Origin of the sequence: Acidithiobacillus sp. IBUN Pt1247-S3 (genome assembly GCF_041146875.1) — a bacterium.
Taxonomy (GTDB): domain Bacteria; phylum Pseudomonadota; class Gammaproteobacteria; order Acidithiobacillales; family Acidithiobacillaceae; genus Igneacidithiobacillus.
Window position 1 is genome coordinate 42784 of the sequence record NZ_JBFRXP010000017.1, and the last position, 18084, is coordinate 60867.

Annotated in this window: 18 protein-coding genes and 2 tRNA genes; 10 read left to right on the top strand and 10 right to left on the bottom strand. The window is 59.8% G+C overall.

The window, feature by feature from the left end:
- The first annotated feature begins 5 nt into the window (after nt 1–5).
- The 9 genes from fabF (at nt 6) to AB4090_RS11695 (ending at nt 6386) form a co-directional block, all read left to right on the top strand.
- On the top strand, nt 6–1247 hold the full coding sequence (gene fabF, locus AB4090_RS11655) for a beta-ketoacyl-ACP synthase II (protein WP_369574054.1): 1242 nt from the start codon (nt 6–8) through the stop codon (nt 1245–1247).
- A 6-nt stretch (nt 1248–1253) separates the two neighbouring features.
- A complete protein-coding gene (locus AB4090_RS11660) occupies nt 1254–2117 on the top strand; it encodes an aminotransferase class IV (RefSeq protein ID WP_369574055.1) in 864 nt (287 codons plus the stop codon).
- Entirely contained in the window at nt 2114–3124 is a 1011-nt protein-coding gene (gene mltG, locus AB4090_RS11665; RefSeq protein WP_369574056.1) for an endolytic transglycosylase MltG, read from the top strand. Before AB4090_RS11660 ends, mltG begins: the two co-directional genes overlap by 4 nt.
- Complete coding sequence (gene tmk / locus AB4090_RS11670; protein ID WP_369574057.1) at nt 3114–3758, top strand: dTMP kinase; 645 nt, start codon at nt 3114–3116, stop codon at nt 3756–3758. The genes mltG and tmk overlap by 11 nt, the downstream gene beginning before the upstream one ends.
- Entirely contained in the window at nt 3751–4716 is a 966-nt protein-coding gene (locus AB4090_RS11675; protein ID WP_369574058.1) for a DNA polymerase III subunit delta, read from the top strand. The genes tmk and AB4090_RS11675 overlap by 8 nt, the downstream gene beginning before the upstream one ends.
- Nucleotides 4713–5063: a PilZ domain-containing protein gene (locus tag AB4090_RS11680; protein ID WP_369574059.1), complete on the top strand. Its 351-nt coding sequence runs from the start codon at nt 4713–4715 to the stop codon at nt 5061–5063. The genes AB4090_RS11675 and AB4090_RS11680 overlap by 4 nt, the downstream gene beginning before the upstream one ends.
- 84 nt (nt 5064–5147) lie before the next feature.
- Nucleotides 5148–5238 (top strand) — tRNA-Ser (locus AB4090_RS11685).
- 31 nt (nt 5239–5269) lie between these two features.
- Nucleotides 5270–5920, top strand: a complete 651-nt coding sequence (locus AB4090_RS11690; protein ID WP_369574060.1) for a uracil-DNA glycosylase family protein — start codon at nt 5270–5272, stop codon at nt 5918–5920.
- 55 nt (nt 5921–5975) lie between these two features.
- Nucleotides 5976–6386 (top strand): truncated hemoglobin, encoded by a 411-nt coding sequence (locus AB4090_RS11695; protein ID WP_369574061.1) that lies wholly within the window; start codon nt 5976–5978, stop codon nt 6384–6386.
- Here AB4090_RS11695 and ilvA read toward each other — a convergent pair.
- The 5 genes from ilvA to AB4090_RS11720 form a co-directional block, all read right to left on the bottom strand.
- Nucleotides 6357–7925 (bottom strand): threonine ammonia-lyase, biosynthetic, encoded by a 1569-nt coding sequence (gene ilvA / locus AB4090_RS11700; RefSeq protein ID WP_369574062.1) that lies wholly within the window; start codon nt 7923–7925, stop codon nt 6357–6359. The genes AB4090_RS11695 and ilvA overlap by 30 nt on opposite strands.
- Nucleotides 7922–8314 carry a winged helix-turn-helix domain-containing protein gene (locus AB4090_RS11705; RefSeq protein ID WP_369574063.1) on the bottom strand — a complete coding sequence of 131 codons (393 nt, stop codon included), beginning with the start codon at nt 8312–8314 and terminating at the stop codon, nt 7922–7924. Before AB4090_RS11705 ends, ilvA begins: the two co-directional genes overlap by 4 nt.
- Nucleotides 8301–9257: a YheT family hydrolase gene (locus AB4090_RS11710; RefSeq protein WP_369574064.1), complete on the bottom strand. Its 957-nt coding sequence runs from the start codon at nt 9255–9257 to the stop codon at nt 8301–8303. Before AB4090_RS11710 ends, AB4090_RS11705 begins: the two co-directional genes overlap by 14 nt.
- Nucleotides 9254–9463, bottom strand: coding sequence for a (2Fe-2S)-binding protein (locus AB4090_RS11715; protein WP_369574065.1), 210 nt, complete (start codon nt 9461–9463; stop codon nt 9254–9256). Before AB4090_RS11715 ends, AB4090_RS11710 begins: the two co-directional genes overlap by 4 nt.
- Nucleotides 9464–9490: 27 nt before the next feature.
- Nucleotides 9491–9575: transfer RNA gene (locus AB4090_RS11720), tRNA-Leu, on the bottom strand.
- Between the two features lie 52 nt (nt 9576–9627).
- On the opposite strand from AB4090_RS11720, the gene AB4090_RS11725 reads away from it, so the two are divergent.
- Nucleotides 9628–10236 carry a nucleotidyltransferase gene (locus AB4090_RS11725; protein WP_369574066.1) on the top strand — a complete coding sequence of 203 codons (609 nt, stop codon included), beginning with the start codon at nt 9628–9630 and terminating at the stop codon, nt 10234–10236.
- Between the two features lie 44 nt (nt 10237–10280).
- On the opposite strand, the gene AB4090_RS11730 is transcribed toward AB4090_RS11725, so the two are convergent.
- The 5 genes from AB4090_RS11730 to AB4090_RS11750 are packed head-to-tail and all read right to left on the bottom strand — an operon-like array spanning nt 10281 to nt 17945.
- Nucleotides 10281–11249: a hypothetical protein gene (locus tag AB4090_RS11730; protein WP_369574067.1), complete on the bottom strand. Its 969-nt coding sequence runs from the start codon at nt 11247–11249 to the stop codon at nt 10281–10283.
- Nucleotides 11250–11252: 3 nt separating this feature from the next.
- Nucleotides 11253–14288 carry an efflux RND transporter permease subunit gene (locus tag AB4090_RS11735; RefSeq protein WP_369574068.1) on the bottom strand — a complete coding sequence of 1012 codons (3036 nt, stop codon included), beginning with the start codon at nt 14286–14288 and terminating at the stop codon, nt 11253–11255.
- Nucleotides 14288–15322 carry an efflux RND transporter periplasmic adaptor subunit gene (locus AB4090_RS11740; protein WP_369574069.1) on the bottom strand — a complete coding sequence of 345 codons (1035 nt, stop codon included), beginning with the start codon at nt 15320–15322 and terminating at the stop codon, nt 14288–14290. The genes AB4090_RS11735 and AB4090_RS11740 overlap by 1 nt, the downstream gene beginning before the upstream one ends.
- A complete protein-coding gene (locus AB4090_RS11745; protein ID WP_369574070.1) occupies nt 15319–16662 on the bottom strand; it encodes a TolC family protein in 1344 nt (447 codons plus the stop codon). Before AB4090_RS11745 ends, AB4090_RS11740 begins: the two co-directional genes overlap by 4 nt.
- On the bottom strand, nt 16659–17945 hold the full coding sequence (locus tag AB4090_RS11750) for a sensor histidine kinase (RefSeq protein ID WP_369574071.1): 1287 nt from the start codon (nt 17943–17945) through the stop codon (nt 16659–16661). Before AB4090_RS11750 ends, AB4090_RS11745 begins: the two co-directional genes overlap by 4 nt.
- Nucleotides 17946–18084: the final 139 nt, after the last annotated feature.

The following is an 18084-nucleotide window of genomic DNA, read 5'->3' on the forward strand; positions in this document are numbered from 1 at the left end:
CTGCGTTGAAAAGACGTGTAGTAGTTACCGGCATGGGGATTGTCTCTCCAGTTGGCATCGGTTTGTCCGCCTCCTGGGACAGCATTGTCCACGGCCGCAGCGGCATCGCCCGGGTCACGCGTATGGATCCCGAGCCGTATGCCTCGCAGATCGCTGGCGAAGTCAAAGGCTTTGACGTTGGCCAGTATTTGCCGGTCAAAGAAGCCCGCAAGATGGAGTTGTTCATCCATTACGGGCTTGCCGCTGCCATGGAGGCAATGGAAGACTCCGGGCTCAAAATCACCCCCGATTTTGCCGAACGCGTTGGCGTCTCGATTGGCAGCGGCATTGGCGGCCTGCCGGGAATCGAGTCGGAGCATTCCGTTGTCACTGAGAGTGGACCACGGCGTATCTCACCGTTTTTCATCCCACGCTGTATCGTCAACATGGTGTCCGGCCACGTCTCCATTATGTATGGCGCGAAAGGGCCGAATATCGCCATGGCGACTGCCTGCTCTACCGCCACGCACTCGATTGGGGATGCGGCGCGGCTCATCGAGTATGGCGACGCCGATGTGATGATTGCTGGTGGCGCCGAGGCCGCTATCAGCCCCCTGGGTTTGGGTGGTTTCTCTGCCGCGCGTGCCCTATCAACCCGCAATGACGATCCAGAAAAGGCCAGCCGGCCTTGGGACGAGGGGCGTGACGGCTTTGTACTGGCCGAGGGTGCCGGTATTCTTGTTTTGGAAGAGCTGGAGTTTGCCCGTAAGCGGGGGGCGAAGATCTATGCCGAGGTAGTCGGCTACGGCATGAGTGCTGATGCCTATCACATGACCCAGCCCGCCAGTGGCGGGGAGGGCGCCGCGCGTTGTATGCAGGTTGCCCTGCGTAATGCGGGTCTGCCCGTGGACGCCGTCGATTACATCAACGCTCACGGTACCTCTACACCCCTGGGTGACTTGGCTGAAACGGAAGCAGTGAAGGCGGTATTTGGCGCGCATGCCAAGCAAGTTGCCATGAGCTCGACCAAGTCGATGACGGGTCATCTCCTGGGCGCCGCTGGTGGTATCGAAGCAGTCTTTACGACCCTGGCGATCCACCATGGCATCCTGCCGCCGACCATCAACCTGGAGCAGCCGAGTGAGGGCTGTGACCTGGATTATGTAGCCAATGTGGCGCGGCAGCAGTCCATCGAGGTCGCACTAAGCAACTCCTTCGGTTTTGGTGGCACCAACAGCACCCTCATATTCCGCAAGTTCCACGACTGAGGACCTGTGGCGGTCCTGGCCTGCAGTATCGATGGCGTTTCCCAGGACGCTGCTACGTTTCCCCCCCTTGCGCGGGCCAGCCAATACGGTGATGGACTCTTTGAGACCATCGCCATAATTTCTTCTCAACCCCTTTTCTGGCAAGAACATCTGGCGCGTTTGCGCCACGGCGCTGCCATATTGGGGATTTCCGTCCCAGAAGATACCGTTTTGGCTCGCTACTGGCAGCGGCTGCAAGCCAACCTCCCCGGTGGTGTAGTGCCAGGGCGCCTGGTGCTAAAGATCCTGTTAGTCCGCAGCGAGGGCCAAGGCTATGCCACGCCAAAGGAAAGCATTGGGCAACTGCTCTTTCTCTTGCAAGACTGGCCTGAGCGGCCCGCCGCGTATTGGCAAGAGGGCATCCGTGCGGGCTTGTCCACGGTTCCCCTGCAATGCGGTGCGCCTTATTTAGCGCTCAAGTCGCTGAACCGGCTCAATCAAATTTTGGCCCGCCGAGCCTTGACTGAGTTGTGGCAAGAGGCCGTACTCTGTGATCTGGAAGGATTCTTGCGCGAGGGTATTCAAAGCAATCTCCTTTGGCGCCACGGCGACGCACTTTATACCCCGGATCTGCACGATGGCGGCATTAGTGGTATCCAACTGGGTGCCATTCTGCGTCAGGCGGAGGAGTGGGGATTTTCGGTGAAAATCGTGCGGGAAACGCCGGACGCTCTTCATCAAGCTGAGGAAATTCTCTTCTGTAATAGCCTGATTGGTTCCTGGCCGGTACAGCAATGGCAGGATCGTGGTCTCCCTGGCGCTGCTGGTACTTTGGCACAGCGCCTTAGCGCGTGGCAGCGTGGTTTGGGACTGTTTCCGGAGGCTTTGTGAGGACTTGGTTGCGGCGCTTGGCGATGCTTATACTCATCGCCATTCTCGTCTTGCTCGGTTGGCTTCTGTGGGATCTGTACCACCCGACCTCACTGCCAGCGGCGGGGGTCAAGGTGCCGATTCGATTGGGGAGCAGCGTCGATATCAGTATTCGCGAATTACAGCGGAAGGGTCTGTTATCATCCCCCTGGCTGTTTCGACTGCTTTGGCAGATAGACGGGCGTCCGCCCTTACAAGCTGGCCTTTATCTATTCCGCGGGCGCGTGGATATGACGGACGTGCTGGGAACCTTGCGCGCCGGGCGTACGCAACCCCTCAACTTCACCATTGTACCGGGAATGAATCTGGCACAAGTGTATCAACGACTGCAGAACGCACCCTATTTAGCGCGCACGGACATCCCGCCTGCAGAACAGTTACCCGAATTGCTTGGGGCGATGGCCGCTACACAAGAGAATGCCGAGGGCTGCCTGCTGCCGCAAAGTTACCGCTATGTGCCCGGCGAGCCGGCCCTGACCATATTGCGGCAATCCGCACGTGCCATGCAGCAGACCCTGCAAAAACTGTGGCCGAAGCGTGCCGGTGACCTGCCGCTGAGCAGTCCCTATCAGGCGCTGATCCTGGCCTCTATCGTGCAGCGCGAGGGCGCGCCGCAGGCGCAACAACAACGCATTGCCGCCGTCTTTCTCAACCGCTTGCGGGCAGGGATGCCGCTGCAATCCGACCCGACGGTGATTTACGCCCTGGGCAAAGCCTATGACGGACATCTGAAGCCCACGCAGATGCAGGTGCAGAGTCCCTACAATACCTACCTGCATGGCGGCCTGCCGCCAACCCCCATCGCTATGCCCTCCGAACAGGCCCTGCAGGCGGTTTTACATCCTGCGCCGGGTGATGATCTGTATTTCATCGCCAAGGACAACGAATATCACTACTCTAAGGGCTTTACGGAGCATCAGCAGCAGATCCAGCGCTACCTCCAGTCGGGTACCAAAAATGACGGATAAAACGGGAATTTTCATCACGCTTGAAGGGATCGAGGGGGCCGGAAAAAGTACGGTCTTGCCTTTCCTGACCGAGCAGATCGAGACACTGGGCTACACCGTAGAACGCAGTCGCGAACCCGGCGGTGGGCCTTTGGGCGAGGCCCTTCGGGCCATCTTTCTCAATCCCGACTTGCAACTGGATGTGGAAGAGGAGCTGCTCTTGCTCTATGCCGGGCGGCATAACCACCTGCGCAGTCGTATCCTGCCAGCGCTGGCGGCAGGCAAGGTCTTGCTCTGTGACCGCTACGAGGACTCCACCATTGCTTATCAGGGCGGTGGCCGAGGGGTGCCGCTGGCGCGCATTGCCGAGCTGTCGCACTGGGCAGGGATCTCGCGCCAGCCCGACCTGACCTTTTGGCTGGACATCGATCCGCAGTTAGCCGCCGAGCGCATTCGCGATCGCCGGCCCGATCGTATGGAGCTGGAGAGTATCGACTTTTTCCGCCGCGCCCGGGCGGCCTTCGCGGAGCGCGCTGCCTCCGACCCAAAGCGTTTCTGCCATATCGATGCCAGCCAGCCCCTGCTGCAGGTGCAGGAGCAGCTGCGTGCGGCATTGCTGACGCGGGTTCCCACGCACAGATCGGGCAATGGATAGCGCCGCGCTCGCCTATTTCGCCCCGCCCGCCTGGCTTGTCGCAGATCGCGCCAGGGCGCTGCCGCAGTCCTTGCTCCTCGAAGCGACAACAGATGGTCTGGCCGCAGAATGGACGGAGCAGCTCGTGCGTCTGTGGCTCTGCCATCAGGCGGGCGAAGAACCCTGTGGCAACTGCCTTTCCTGCCATTTGCTCGATGCCGGAAATCATCCCGATTACCTTGATGTCATTGCGAAAAACGGCAAAACCCTGGGGATTGAGCAAATTCGCGAAGCGCTGGAGTTTCTTGCTTACACCCCGCAGTCCGGTCCATTGCGGGTGCTGCGTATCCTTGCCGCGGAGCAAATGAGTACCGCGGCGGCCAACGCCTTGCTCAAGGGGCTGGAAGAGCCGCCCGCCCGCGCGCGCATCCTGCTGTTGAGCGCCGCACCCGCGCGTCTTTTGCCCACTATTCGCTCGCGTTGCCAGCGACTGAGGGCGCCTGTGCGTGAGGTCGAAGCCTGCGCGCACTACTTGCGCTCTCAAGGCGTGGGCGATGCGGACGTCCAGACGCTTGCCGAGCGCTACCCCGACCGCCCGGGGCGTGCCCTCGAGCTCGTCAGTGCTGCAGTTTGGCGCGAACTACAGGAGGCGCAGTCCCAACTATGTAGCGAAACGCCGCGCTCGGAACTGATATGGAGGCTGGTAGCGCAGTGGGGTAAGGACGAGGAACGGATCCTGTTGCTGCGAGACTTGCTGTTGGACTTGTATGCTGACATTTTTCGACTACAACAAGGGGTAGAGGCAAATTCCGCTGCACAGGCTCTGTTGGAACGAGCCAAAAGTCGTTCGCCGGCAGAGCTGTGGCTGGATTACCAGGCCTGGTTGTGCCTAGCGACAGATCTGCGCCAGAATCTGCAAATACCTATGCGCTTGGAACGCCTATTGTGGCGTTGGTTTTTTGGAGACAGGGAAGAATGAGTACATTGGATTCTGGTGCCCGTGCGCTTTCGGTGGTCTTGCGCGACGCCGAGTCGGTGCAGCGCTATTTTTTGCCTCAGGTACGTGGCGGGGGGATTCTGGTCGAGACGCAGAATCTACTGCCCATCGGCGCCGATGTACTGCTGATGATCACCCTACCCGACAATGGTCAGCGAACCCCCCTGCAAGGCAAGGTGATTTGGGTCATGCCGAAAGAAAATCGTGATGGACACCCGCCAGCGATCGGGATTCGTTTCACCAACGACCGTTCTGGCATGCTGACTCGTATTCAGAGCATTATTGGTAGCCTACCCAAAGGACAAAAGCGCGAGATCCTCGCTTTTTGAGATTGGGTCGCCGGCCCGGTAAAATAAGCGCTAACGTATCTCGATTGCTTGGCATCGGCAAACGGGCTACACTTGCGCCCCTACGGAGAGGTGACCGAGCGGCCGAAGGTGCAGCACTGGAAATGCTGTGTACTCCAAAAGGGTACCGTGGGTTCGAATCCCACTCTCTCCGCCAACATTCACCCCCTCGCGCCACAGTGCTTCCCATGATCTCTCCAATTTTTGCGGCCCAAGACCAATATCTGCAGGATGAGGCCTTTGCCCGTCTGTTGCAGGAGCGTGGAATTTCTATCCTACAGGACTTTTTGCCATATCGTTCCATTGCGGAACAATTCTGGCAGCAATATATTCCTGAGCCTCTGCCCCAGACGGTCATCCTGGGGCTGAACCCCGGACGCTTGGGGGCGGGCCTGACGGGCATCCCTCTGCTGGATTTTCGCAGCCTGGCCAGTTTGTTCCCGGATGGCCGCCTGCCGCGCAACGATACCGAGCCATCGGCCAACTTTTTTCATCGTGTAGTGCAGAACGTGGGTGCCGAGAAGTTCTATCGGGAATTCTATGTGAGCAATGTCTCTGCTGTGGGCTATCTGCGCGACAACAAAAATTGCAACTATCACGAACTGCCCGATGCGGCACAGCGGATTGTCGAAGAGCGCTTTGTCGCGGAGATGGCCGTAGTGGCTCCCAAGCGCATCATTGCCCTGGGGCGTGAGGTGGAGGCAACGGTGCAGCGTTTATTTCCCGATGGCTCGGTACGCATCTCGCACCTGCCACATCCGTCGTGGATCATGACTTATCGCCTGCGCGAGGCGCAGTCCTGGGTGCGCCGCTACACGCAGATGCTCTTGCAGGGCTAGGTCGCCGCGCCGCGCGGGTGTATCCTATGTTTTCTAATGAATTGAGGAGGTTGTCATGGCCGACGAATTGCCCGTTCTTCCTGCCAAGCGCAAGCTCGAACCGCTCTGCCAAAAAATCGGTTTACCCACCATTCGTGCCGTGGTGGACGATTTCTACAATCGCATTCAAAAGCATCCTACCCTGGCCGAGCCATTTGCCATTGTTGGCGACTGGGAGCTGCACAAAGAACGCCTCACCCATTATTGGTGGACGGTGATGGGCGGCTTGCCTTATCAGGATTTTCGCTATGCCTTGGGCGACAAGCATGCCCCGGTGGGCGTGACCAACGCCTTGGTAGACGATTGGTTACAGCTTTTTCATGAGACCATGCTCGACCATATGGACGCCGATCTGGCCAAGCGTTGGCATGGCATGGCCAACGGCATTGGTGAGTCGCTACGGCTGATGTTCGCCCGCGACACGTAAGCGCGGCGTTTGCTCCTCGCCTTGCCCGAGGAAGAAGCGATAGGCAGGATTTTCGGTCTCTTCGGCGTAGGGAAGTCCGAGGCGGTCAAGCATGGCCTCGAATTCCGCTGCATCTGCCACTGGGACTTCAAAACCCGCCAGCACGCGATCGAAGTCCACACCGTTGTTGCGGTAGTGGAAAAGGCTGATATTCCAACGCCCGCCTACCTTGTCGAGAAATTCCATCAGGGCGCCGGGGCGCTCGGGAAACTCAAAGCGAAAGATGCGTTCGTTGCGCGCATGCACGGCATGACCGCCGACCATGTGGCGGATATGCAGCTTGGCCATCTCGTCCTCACTGAGGTCGAGCGCGGTATGACCAGTATCGCGCAGGCCGCACAATAGGCGCTCGGCATCGTCGCGATCCTGCACCGCCACCCCAACAAAGATCTGCGCCTCATCGCGGTGATGTAGGCGGTAGTTGAATTCGGTGATGACGCGTTGCCCGCCAATGGCGGCGCAGAAGCCCTGGAAGGCGCCGGGGCGCTCGGGGATGGTGACGGCGAAGAGGGCCTCGCGCGCCTCGCCAATTTCGGCACGCTCGGCAATGAAGCGCAGGCGGTCGAAGTTCATGTTGGCGCCCGAAAGAATGGCGGTCCATGCCCCTTGTCCGGCGCGCACGGGCTCTTCCAGCGCCAAGCGCTTGAGTCCTGCCACTGCCAAGGCACCCGCGGGCTCCATCACCGTGCGGGTTTCGTCGAAGACGTCTTTGATGGCGGCGCAGATCTCGTCATTGCTCACGCGCACGATCTGATCCACGTTGTCCCGGCACAGGGCAAAGGTATGTTCCCCCACTTTGCGCACTGCGACGCCATCGGCAAAGATCCCGACCTGATCCAGTTCGATGCGCTCGCCAGCCTGCAAGGACTGATACATGGCGTCTGCCTCGAAGGGCTCGACGCCAATGATGCGAATTTCGGGGACGATGCTTTTCAGGTACGCCGCCACCCCAGCAATTAATCCGCCGCCACCCACGGGCACGAAAACGGCATCGAGACCGGTGCCACGTTGGCGCAGCAGCTCCGCGCCTACGGTGCCCTGACCGGCAATCACCAGCGGATCGTCGAAGGGGTGGATGAAAACCATGCCGGTCTCAGCAATAAGTTGCTGGCAGTGCGCTTGCGCATCCGAGTAACTGTCGCCATGCAGAATCACCTCGGCACCCAGGGCGCGTACGGCGCGCACCTTGATTTCCGGCGTGGTGCGCGGCATGACGATACAGGCGCGAATACCCAGAAACTGTGCGCTGCGGGCAACGCCCTGGGCATGATTGCCGGCGCTGGCGGCAATTACCCCGCGCTGGCGCTCCTCGGCACTGAGCTGGGCGATGCGATTGTAGGCGCCGCGCAGCTTGAAGCTGAACACCGGCTGCAGGTCTTCGCGCTTGAAGAGCACCTCGCGTCCAAGGCGCGCGCTCAGCTTGGGCGCGGCTTCGAGAGGCGTCTCACGGGCAATGTCATAGACCCTGCTACAAAGAATTTCGCGCAATAGTCCCTTCATTCTGCATTTCCATAGCTAGGGGGCAGAGGGCCGTCAGGACGTAACCACTGGCGAAACTGGGCGATGTCTTCGTCCAGCGCGGCATTGGCCTTTTCTTCCATAGCCTCATAATGCGCGAGCACCTCTTTACCCAACTCCGTAAGAAAGGCGCCGCCGCCGCGGGTACCGCCAGTCGCGGTGCCCACCAGGGGGCCAATGAAGGAGCGATTCATGGTATCGACCAGCAGCCAGGCGCGGCGATAGCTCATGTTCATCGAGCGCGCCGCCGCCGAGATGGAGCCCTTCTCGCCAATACGCTGTAAAAGCTCAGCCTTGCCGGGGCCAATGGCGATGGCCTCGGCCAGCAGAATGCGCAGGCGCGGTGCGATGACATGACTATGCTTTTGCATCTGTACCTTCTCCCTGAAAAAAGCGCAGGATTTGTTCGGGTAGCCAACGGGTTCTTCCGGGAAATTTCCCTTGCACATAGCCCACGTGGCCGCCGCGCTGGGTAAAACAGGTAGATACGGCGCTACTACGTGGCCATTGCGCGACTGCATCTACCGGTACGATAGGATCATTGCGACTATTGATCAACAGAGTATGCGTGCGTACCCGCGCGAGACCGGGGCCGGAAGAGCCTGCCCGCCAGTAGCTCATGGCATCATCAAAGCCATGCACTGGCGCGGTAAAGGCATCGTCAAATGCGTGCAAGGACTTTGCCCGGTGGACGGCTTGCCAATCGACCAGATCGGGAAAACGCCGAGCGTAACGCCCCATCTGGCGCTTGAGGGTGCGCACGAAGTACTGCTCGTAGAAGGGCTGGGTGGCGATGTGTGCGGCCGTGGCCACGAGGTCGACGGGGGCACAGACGGCAGCTGCTCCCGCAAGGTAGTCCGGGTGCTCTTCGCCCAGATATTTGAGCAGGGCATTGCCGCCCAAAGATACCCCAACCGCATAGAGCGGCCGCTGGGAATGATGCAGGCGCTCGATAATCCAGGCGATTTCCGCGCTATCGCCGGCGTGATATGCGCGCGGCAGCAGATTGTCGACGCCACCGCAGCCGCGAAAATTCACGAAGCAGCCATTCCAGCCGAGCTGTTGCAAGGCCGCGCCCAGCGATAGGGCATAGTGCCCGCGACTGCTGCTGCCCAGGCCATGAAACAGCACCAGCAAGGGTGCGCTCGCGTTGCCCTCCACCCAATCGACAGCAATACGGTCTTCGTCCGGTGTGGTCCAGAGTTCGCGGCGCAGCGAGGCGGGTTCCTTGCGGGAGAAAAAGGGTGCCCAAATGGTTTCAAAATCGCCGTTGGGGAGCCAGAAAGGAGGGCGAAAAGTGCAGGAGGAGGTCAATCTTCAATATAGGCGTCGTGCGCCCGCAGGAACTGCTCCAGCTCTTCGATACAGCTACCACAGCCGGAGCCGCAGCCGGCATGCACCATCAACAGCTCCATAAAGGGCAGGGGCTCGGCGCGCTGGCGCTCGAGAATTTCCTGAAACGTGGCCGCCGAGCAACAGCAGTATGGGCTGTCGTCGAGTACCTGGGCTTCTGCTGACATTCCTTTTACTTACCTCAAGCCATAAAGTGGTGCGAAGAGGGAGACTCGAACTCCCACGCCTTGCGGCGCTGGAACCTAAATCCAGTGCGTCTACCAATTCCGCCATCCTCGCGACTGCGCTATCTTATCGCCTAGAGCCCTCTTGGACAACGATGGAGCCGAACATGGCCAAGTCTCCGCAACGTCTGCGCCAATTATTAGCGGTAGAAGCGGCACGCATCATGGTTGACGAAGCCGTGGGAGATTTTCGCAGTGCCAAGGAAAAGGCGGCGCGCCGTCTGGGGGTCGATGCGCAACAGCACTGGCCGAGTAATACCGAAATCCACAGCGAGTTGCAGGCGCGTCTGCAGCTTTTTCACGCCGATACTCAGCCCGTGGCCCTACGTCGCCTGCGGGAGGTCGCTCTGCACGCCATGGAGTGGCTGCAGGAGTTTCAACCGCGTCTGGTTGGGCCGGTATGGGAGGGTGACGCCACCGAACATAGTAAAATCACCTTGCATCTCTTCGCCGACGCCCCGGAGACTGTCCTGTTCTTTCTGCTCGATGCGCAGATTGAGTATGAGGAGGGCTGGCAACGTTTGCGTTTTGGCGACGCCGCGCCCATCGACTATCCCACTTTCTTGCTGGAGTATGAGAGTGCGCCTCTACGCCTGGTAGTTTTTGCTCTCGATGAAGATCGCCGTAGCCCGGCATCGGCCCGCGATGGCAAGCCCCTGCCGCGTGGCAGCGCCACGCAGCTACGGCGGGTGCTGGCAGAGGGAGGGCACGCGTAAAGCGGTGCTTCAAGAAGGGGCAGTCGGTGTCGCTATGTGGCCCTTCAGTCGGTTTGTGACTTCGCCTTATGTGGGCGGAAATAGACCCAAGCGGCCAAGAACAGAAAGGCAATGATGTAGATGTTGGTGGTGCCTAATACATCGCCCTTGTTGGCAGTGCTGCCGGGTAGGTAGGGGGCACCCCAGCCCTCGGCGGTGGTCCAGACGCCAAAGCTGTAGGCGATGCCTACGGGAATGATCCAGCGGAGGCTCTTGCCGCCAATGAGCAGGAAAAAGGCAATGATACTTTCCATCACCGCGGCAACGACACCGAACACGAAGGGGCCGACGGCGTTGATAACGGTGATGAAAAAGGTGATGTAGGCGGCAATCCATGCGGGCTCGCCAGGTAAGGCTTGCTGCAGGTAGGTGACGGCGTTGTGCAGGAAAAACGGTTGCCATTTCCAGAAGGCGTCAAAGGCCCAGAGAAGGCCAAAGAGGATGCGTGCGGTATGCATGGCGGCAGGCGCGACGGGTTGGGCCTTGGCACCCGAAAGGTTCCAGCAGCTCCAAGAGCGGCTGGCGATAACGTAACCAAAGACCAGGGCATAGATGATTGCCGTACCGGGGTCTGTCGCGCCCTGGGTATACGGGCCACCAAAGCCACCCACGGTGCTCCACAGCCACAGGTTGTACACTACCCCGACATAGGCGAGGAAGGGCAAACCGAGTCCGGTGATGAGACTGACGGCCAAAAATGCATCGAGAATGATGGTGATCCAAGCGACGAAGTGAGCGCCGATCCCGCCAACCAGAGACGCCATCCAATGACCATAGGCCATTACCCAAGCGGGTTGCCCGCTGACCCAATCCGCGTTGAAGGTGCCGAGAAAATGGGTGCGATAGGCGGGACTGAGCTGCAAGGCGGTATTGGCTAGCCAAATGAAACCAAAGAGGATGCGCACGGCGGCAAAGGCACGATGTTGGGGCGAATACTCGGCAGTAGCGGATGCTACGGTAGCTGCGGTAGTCATTTATCAACTCCTTATTTTACAAGTGGGCCAAGCCCTTTGCAGGGTGACATAAATGCCGGGCATCACCAACAATACCAGTGGGATTTCGGCGAGTAGACCAGAGATGATGGCGATGGCCAGGGGGGCCTGCATTTCTGCGCCGGCACCCAGACCTAAAGCCAGGGGCAAGAGGGCGAGGATGGCAATGATCGCCGTCATGAGTACCGGGCGCAGGCGTGCCGCGCCGGCCCGCACGATCTCCGCTGGGTCGTTACTGCGTAGCTCGGCGAAGTAAAAGATGGCGGTTTCTGTAACGATGCCGACGATCATGGTCATGCCGATCATGGCGGTGAGGTTGCGTTCGGTGCCCGTCAGCCATAAGCCCACAAATACGGCCCCTAGCGCCAGGAGTGCAGTAAGGAGAATGCTGAGCACGATGGCAAAATTTTCATATAAAAAGAGCAACAAGGCGGCAACCAGCAAGATCGCGGCGAGCAGGACCAGTGCCAGCGCATGCATGGCCTGCTGCTGTTCCTGGTACAGCCCACCGTATTGCAAATAGACGCCCTGCGGCAAGTTTTGCTTGGCCAGGCGTTGCTGGATTTGAGCAAGCACCGTACCCATGGCATAGCCGTTTTCGATGCGCGCGGTAACGGCGACCATGGGTTGCAGGTTTTCCGCGTTCAGCTCGGCTTGTCCGGGCTGGATCGAGATATTCGCGACCTGATTCAGGAAAAAGGTGTGTCCGTCGGGCGCGATTAACGGAAGACGGCGCAACTGTTCGATGTGTTGCGCGAGGTCCTGTGGGGCGCGCAGGCGCACACCGATCATTTCCTCGCCGTGCGCGATGTGCGTGACCACCTGACCTTCCAGCAGGGTGCGTAGTTGCTGAGCGACCTGGGCGGGCGTCATGCCGGCGATCGCCTGGGCGCGCAGCGGATCGACATGGATGTCGATGGCGTCACCAGCTATGGTGATGCCAGCAAAGGCTTCGGTGACGCCAGGGACGCCTTGGATGGACTGCGTGACCCGACGCGCGACTTGCTCCAGGACTTCTGGCCGGCTGCCGAAGATCTTGATTTCGACGGGCTGAGGAACGGCCGTCAGGTCACCAATCAAATCTTCCATAAGCTGCCCGGTTTCCACCCGTAGGCCCGGGACCTGGTCCTGGATCTGTTGTCGTACACTATCCATCACCTGCCAAATACTGTGCTGACGATGCTGTTTCAAGCGGATGAAGAAATCGCCGGTGTTGGCCTCGGTAATGCCGCCACCCAGTTGCAGACCGGTGCGCCGGGAATACGCAGCCACTTCCGGTGTTTGCGCAAGAATCTGCTGCACCTGGCCCAGCAGGCGATCGGTTTCGGCCAGAGAAGTGCCCGGCGGCGCGCGATAGTCCAAAACAAAGCCACCCTCGTCCATGGGGGGCAGGAAACCGCTGCCGACCTGGGTATAGGACCAGGCGGCCGCGACGATCAACAGGCCTACGGAAAGCAGAAGCCAAAGGGGTTTTCGCAGAAACCGCGCCAGCAGCCGGCAGTAGCGCGCGGTCAACCAGGCTTGCAGCGCTCCCTGATGCTCGGCCTTGTCGGCGTCCTTTTGCCGCAGGAGCAACTGTGCCAACACCGGGACGGCAAGGAAGGCCACCAGAAAGGAAATGAGCAGGGCAGCGGCAATGGCAATGGCCAGAGCCTGAAAAAATGCCCCGGTTACCCCCGATAAAAACGCCAAGGGAATAAAAATAATCAGGGTTGCTGCCGACGAACCCGCCAGGGGCGTGCTCAGCTCCTGGGCCAGATGCAGGATCGACCAGTTCTCGCGTTCTTCTGTAATGCGACGCATCAGGTGCTCGAGCATCACTACCACATCATCTACCACCAGCCCTACCGCTGCCGCCATGCCGCCCAAGGTCATGATGTTGAAACTCTGATGCAGTACGTACAGCACCAATGCGCTCGCCACCAGGACGCTGGGTAGGGTGATGGCAACAATCAGGGTGAGACGCAGATTGCGCAAAAAGGCGAAAAGCACCAGGGCCGCAAGGATCGCGCCAATGATGATGGCATCGCGCACGCTGCCGGCAGCGGCGGTGATGAGCCGGCTTTGGTCGTACCAGGTGCTGATCTGTACCCCTTTGGGTAGTGACGCCGCACTCTTGTGCAAGAGCTTGCGCAAGGCGGCGTCGATGGCGACAGTGTTGCCACCTGGTTGTTGCAGGATGTTCAAGAGCACCGCGTTGTGCCCATTGGCGGTGACGGTCGTCCACTCGGGGCGCGTGCCCTGACTGACCTTGGCCACGTCGGCCAAATCGACAACGCCCTCGGGACCGCTTTTCAGAATGGTTTTGCCGATCTCCTCGGCGTTATGCAACTGGCTCGTGCTGAGGATTTGGTAGAGGCGATAATGGCGCTGGCTGCGGCCCACGGCCTCGATGGTATTGGCGCCGGCCAAGGCCTTTTCGACGTCGGTGTAGGATAAGCCATAGTGTTGCAGGCGCCAGGGATCGACGACGACCTGAAATTCCTCCTGTTCACCGCCCTGCACGGTTACTTGCGCTACCCCAGGGATGCTTAGCAGGCGGGGTCTGAGCTGATAATAGGCGAGCCGACGCAAGGCAACCGGGTCCAGTTGCGAGGAGGTCAGGGCGAGGCCGAGAATCGGGTCGACGGTGGGGTCCATGCGTCGCGCATGGAATTGGGTCCCGGCTGGCAGCTTGGGTAGCTCCTGGTTGATGGCCGCCTCGACCTGTAAGAGCGCAGTCTTCATGTCGCTGCCCCAGGCAAATTGCACGGAGATGTCGGCGGCTCCCCGCGCCGTCGTCGAGCGGATTTTGCGCACCCCTGGTACCGCGCGCAGGACCTGTTCCAGCGGCCGGGTCAGGGCAATTTGCGTCTGGGGGATGGGCATATTGCCGGCATCTACGGAGACCTCGACGCGCGGGAAGGCGACCTGCGGAAACAGCGCCACGGGCAGTTTTTGCGCGGCGACGAAACCGCCCAGAACCAGCAGCAACAGGAGAAACAGCAAAAAACGACGGTGTTGGAGTAGCCAGTCACCCATCAGGATTTCCCTTCCCGACGCAGCTGCATACCGTCTTGCAGCTCATAGTTTCCCAGGCTCACCACCGTCTCCCCCGCTTGCAGGCCTTTTTGGACTTCGATCCATTTTCCTTCTTGCCAGCCGGTTTCGACCCAGCGTTTTTGTGCGATTCCTTTCCTGTCCACAAAACAGTACGCCCGTCCATGTTGAGTAAGGACGGCGGAATCGGGGACGGCCAGCGACTGTCGTTGGGCAAGGGTGATCTCGGCGCTGAGCAAGGTTCCGGGCAATGCCTGGGCGTCTGCCGGTAGCGGCACGATCACCCCGGCCAGGCGCGTAGTCGGGTCTACCTGCGCTAGGACTTGTTGTACTTTCGATGGCCAGGATTTCCCCTGCGCGTCGAGACTGCGTAGAGCAACCTCATCTCCTACGTGAATCTCGCCCAGATCCTCTGGTTCTACGCCCAGGACGACAACGCGCGCCCCAGCCGGGTTGATGGTGAGAAAGGGTTGACCAGCCGCTATGGTATTGCCCGCCTGCACCGGTATGGCAGTGATGACGCCGGTGATGGGGGCGCGAATGATGCCTGCGTGCAAGGACTGCTGGCGCTGCTCCAGGCTCTGCAGGAGCGCATGGGCCTTGGCGAGGTTTTGTGCGGCAGCCTGTACCTGCGCATTGGTGGCCAACTGTCGCTGCCGTAACGCGTTTTGGCGCTGCCATTCGTTTTGCGCAAAGCGCAGGTCGATGCGTGCTTGCTGGAGTTGTAATTGCTCGCTGGGGGAGGCGTTGACGCGCAGGAGTACCTGTCCTTTTTGTACCTTTTCTCCCGGCACTACCAGTACCTGCTGCACGACACTTTCGCAGCGGGCGCTGAGCAGATGGGCCGCCTGACTGGCGAAAGCTACAGTGCCGTAGGCGCGCAGGGTATGGGTAAAGCGCATGCTTTGTACGGGGCTGGTCTGGACCAGGGCCGAGGGAGCGGCGTCACAAGCCAATAGACCCAGCCCAAGCCCAGCCAAGAGCACTGCGAGTTGCAGCAGACGCTGCCAATTCATGTACTTTTTCTCCATTGTTCCCAGGGAATGCCAACCGCCAGCTCGAGAGCGGCTTGATCTTCAGCCTGCGCCCCTTCGAGAGTCACAAGCTGCAATTTCTTATCGAGCAACTGACTGCGCACGCTCTCATATTCGACGAGTGTCGCGTTGTGTTCGGCTACCGCCTGGCGCAGGACACTTTCTGCCCGTGCAAGACCTGGTACCTGTGCGTGCAACAGCTCGATTTCTGGCTGCAAGCGATGCAGGTCCTGTACCAGGCTGGCGATTTCGGCGCGGGTTTGGAAGAGCCTGGCGCTGTAGGCGGCGTGTAACTCGGCACGCGTTGCCTCGCTTTGCCGGATTGCGGCGCGATTACGGTTCCACAGGGGGAGATCGAAGGTAAGACTCGGTCCCCAGGTCTGGATATTGGAGGTATCGGCGGCATGACTCACACCGATACTGAAGCCAGGATACCGACCGAGGATGGCACGCCGTACCTGCGCTTCCTGGGCGGCATACCCAGCGCGTAGCGCGGCCAGGTCGAGGCGGTGGTGAATTGCCTGCTGCACGAGATCGTCCACGGGCGGCAGCTTGGGCAATGGGCGGGGCGCTGCCAGATCCAGCCGAAAACTGGGTGGTAGCCCCAGTTTGGCATTCAGCTCCTGGCGGACTTTTGCGACCTCACGGCGCAGCGCCAATTCGCGATCCCGGCTATCCACATAGGCAATCTGGCGCAGGGCATGGTTTGGTAATGTGGTATCTCCGGCGTGCAGATTTTCTACCGATTTTCGGTAAAGCTGCAGGCTCACTTGGGTGGCGGCGGTGGCAATGGCTTCTTGCTGCCGCAAAAAATAGAGTTTGCGCGCCAGAATGCGCACCTGGTTTGCTAGCAGCCATTCCTGCCAGGCGACATCGTAGTGCACAGATTGCGATTGAGCGCGGGCAATGGCGAGATTGGCGGAACGGATGAAGAGACTGGCCAGACTCCATTGCAGGCCCAGACTATATGCCGAATAGTAGCCAGCCGTGCTCGGCAGATCGGCACTCAGGGAGAGCTGCGGGTCGGGAAGGAGCCTAGCTGCAAAGACCTGCGCTTGCGCCACACCCAGTTTGGTACGGGTGGCACGCAGATCGGGATTGAGCAAGACGGCAATTTGCGCGAGCGCAGTTCCAGAAAGTGGCGCCTGCAAGTCAATTTTGTCGTTACGCAGCGGCTCGCCAGCAGCGGCTTGCGCCAATGCCGCCCGAAGGTTGTTGGGCTGCGGGAGATGCCCCTCTAACGGGAGTGGCTGGTAACTTGCACAGCCAGTAAGTAGCGTCAGCAGCATTCCCCAGTAGAATCCCTGCGCTGCCGACCTCATACTGCGGTCTCCTCCGTTGTCCATTCCATGAGCTGCCGATAACGGAACAGCAGACCCTTGCCGTTGCTACCATCCAGTAACTCCACTTTCCCTCCCAAACGCTTTGCCGCTGCGGCAACGATAGCCAAGCCGAGGCCAGTGCCTTCGCCTTGCGCATTAGCGGCGCGATGGAAAGCCGAGAACAGCAGTTCCCGTTGTGCAGACGGTATTCCTGGTCCCTCGTCCTCTACTTCGAGTTCCAAGTTTTTTTCATCCGCGGATGCGCGCAGCACGATTGCGCCCTGGGCTGTGGAGTAACGTAGGGCATTGTCCAGGGCATTGCTGATCAGCACCCGCAGGGCCAAGGCATCGATATGCAAGACCAGCTTGGTCGGGCGCATCTGCAATTCCAGTTCGATGCCCTGGCTTTCTGCCAGCGGTAGCCGCTCGCCAAGGAGTTCCCGCAGCAGAACACCCAGATCCACATTCTCTTTCTTTTCTTCCCCGGCAAGCTGGCGTTCGAGGGTCAGAAGTTGGTCGAGGAGATGACGACTACGCGCCAGGCCGGCGTCAACGCTTAGCAAACGCTGGCGGCAGGCATCCCAGCTTTCCGCGCGTTCGGCGTTTTCGACTTGCAGCGAGAGGGCCGCCAACGGTGTTCGTAGCTCATGCGCGGCATCGGCAATGAAGCGGCGCTCGCGCTGCACCAGCTCGGTCACCCGTTGAAGCAACTGCTGAATGGCCAGCCAAAACGGTGCCAGTTCCTGGGGAACTTGGGTCTCGGGCAGGTGGATCCGGGTATTTTCCGGTCGCAGTGCCGACAGTTCTCGTGCTAGTCGCCGCAGTGGGCGAAACACGGAATAGACCTGCCAGCGCAGAGCCAAGAGGACAATAGGTAGCAGAATGAGGATGGGCCAGATACTACGCTGCGCACCGTCCCAGGCGGCTTCGCGCAGGACAGAGACGGGCTGGGCAACGGCTAGGCGGTCGCCGCTTGGTAAAGAGGCAAGAAATATCCGCCAATGCTGACCTTGCGCCTGCAAATGGTGAAAACCGGGGCTCCAGCGTTTGGGAATGGGCAGTGCTTTCCCGGATTGCGTGGGGCTGATGCGCTCGACGATGATCGTGCCAAATTCTTCGTCGTGCTGGATGTGCGCTTGTTTGTGCTGAAACCAAGGTACGCTCAGTGGATGGTTGGGTAAGTGGGCGGGATCCACCCAGGTGGCCATCTGTGCCAGGGTGGCATCCTGCAGATGTTTGGCATCCTGGTAGGCGAGGCCGTAATCCACTGCGGCTGCGATCATACCACCCAAGAGCAGCCAAAAACTGAGGGTCCAGAACACCCGAGTTCGACAGTTAATTTTATAACTCATTGATATTGCGAATAGCGATTTTAAAACGCTCCACTACAACAGAGTCAGTTGCTGAGACGCGGCTGGTTTT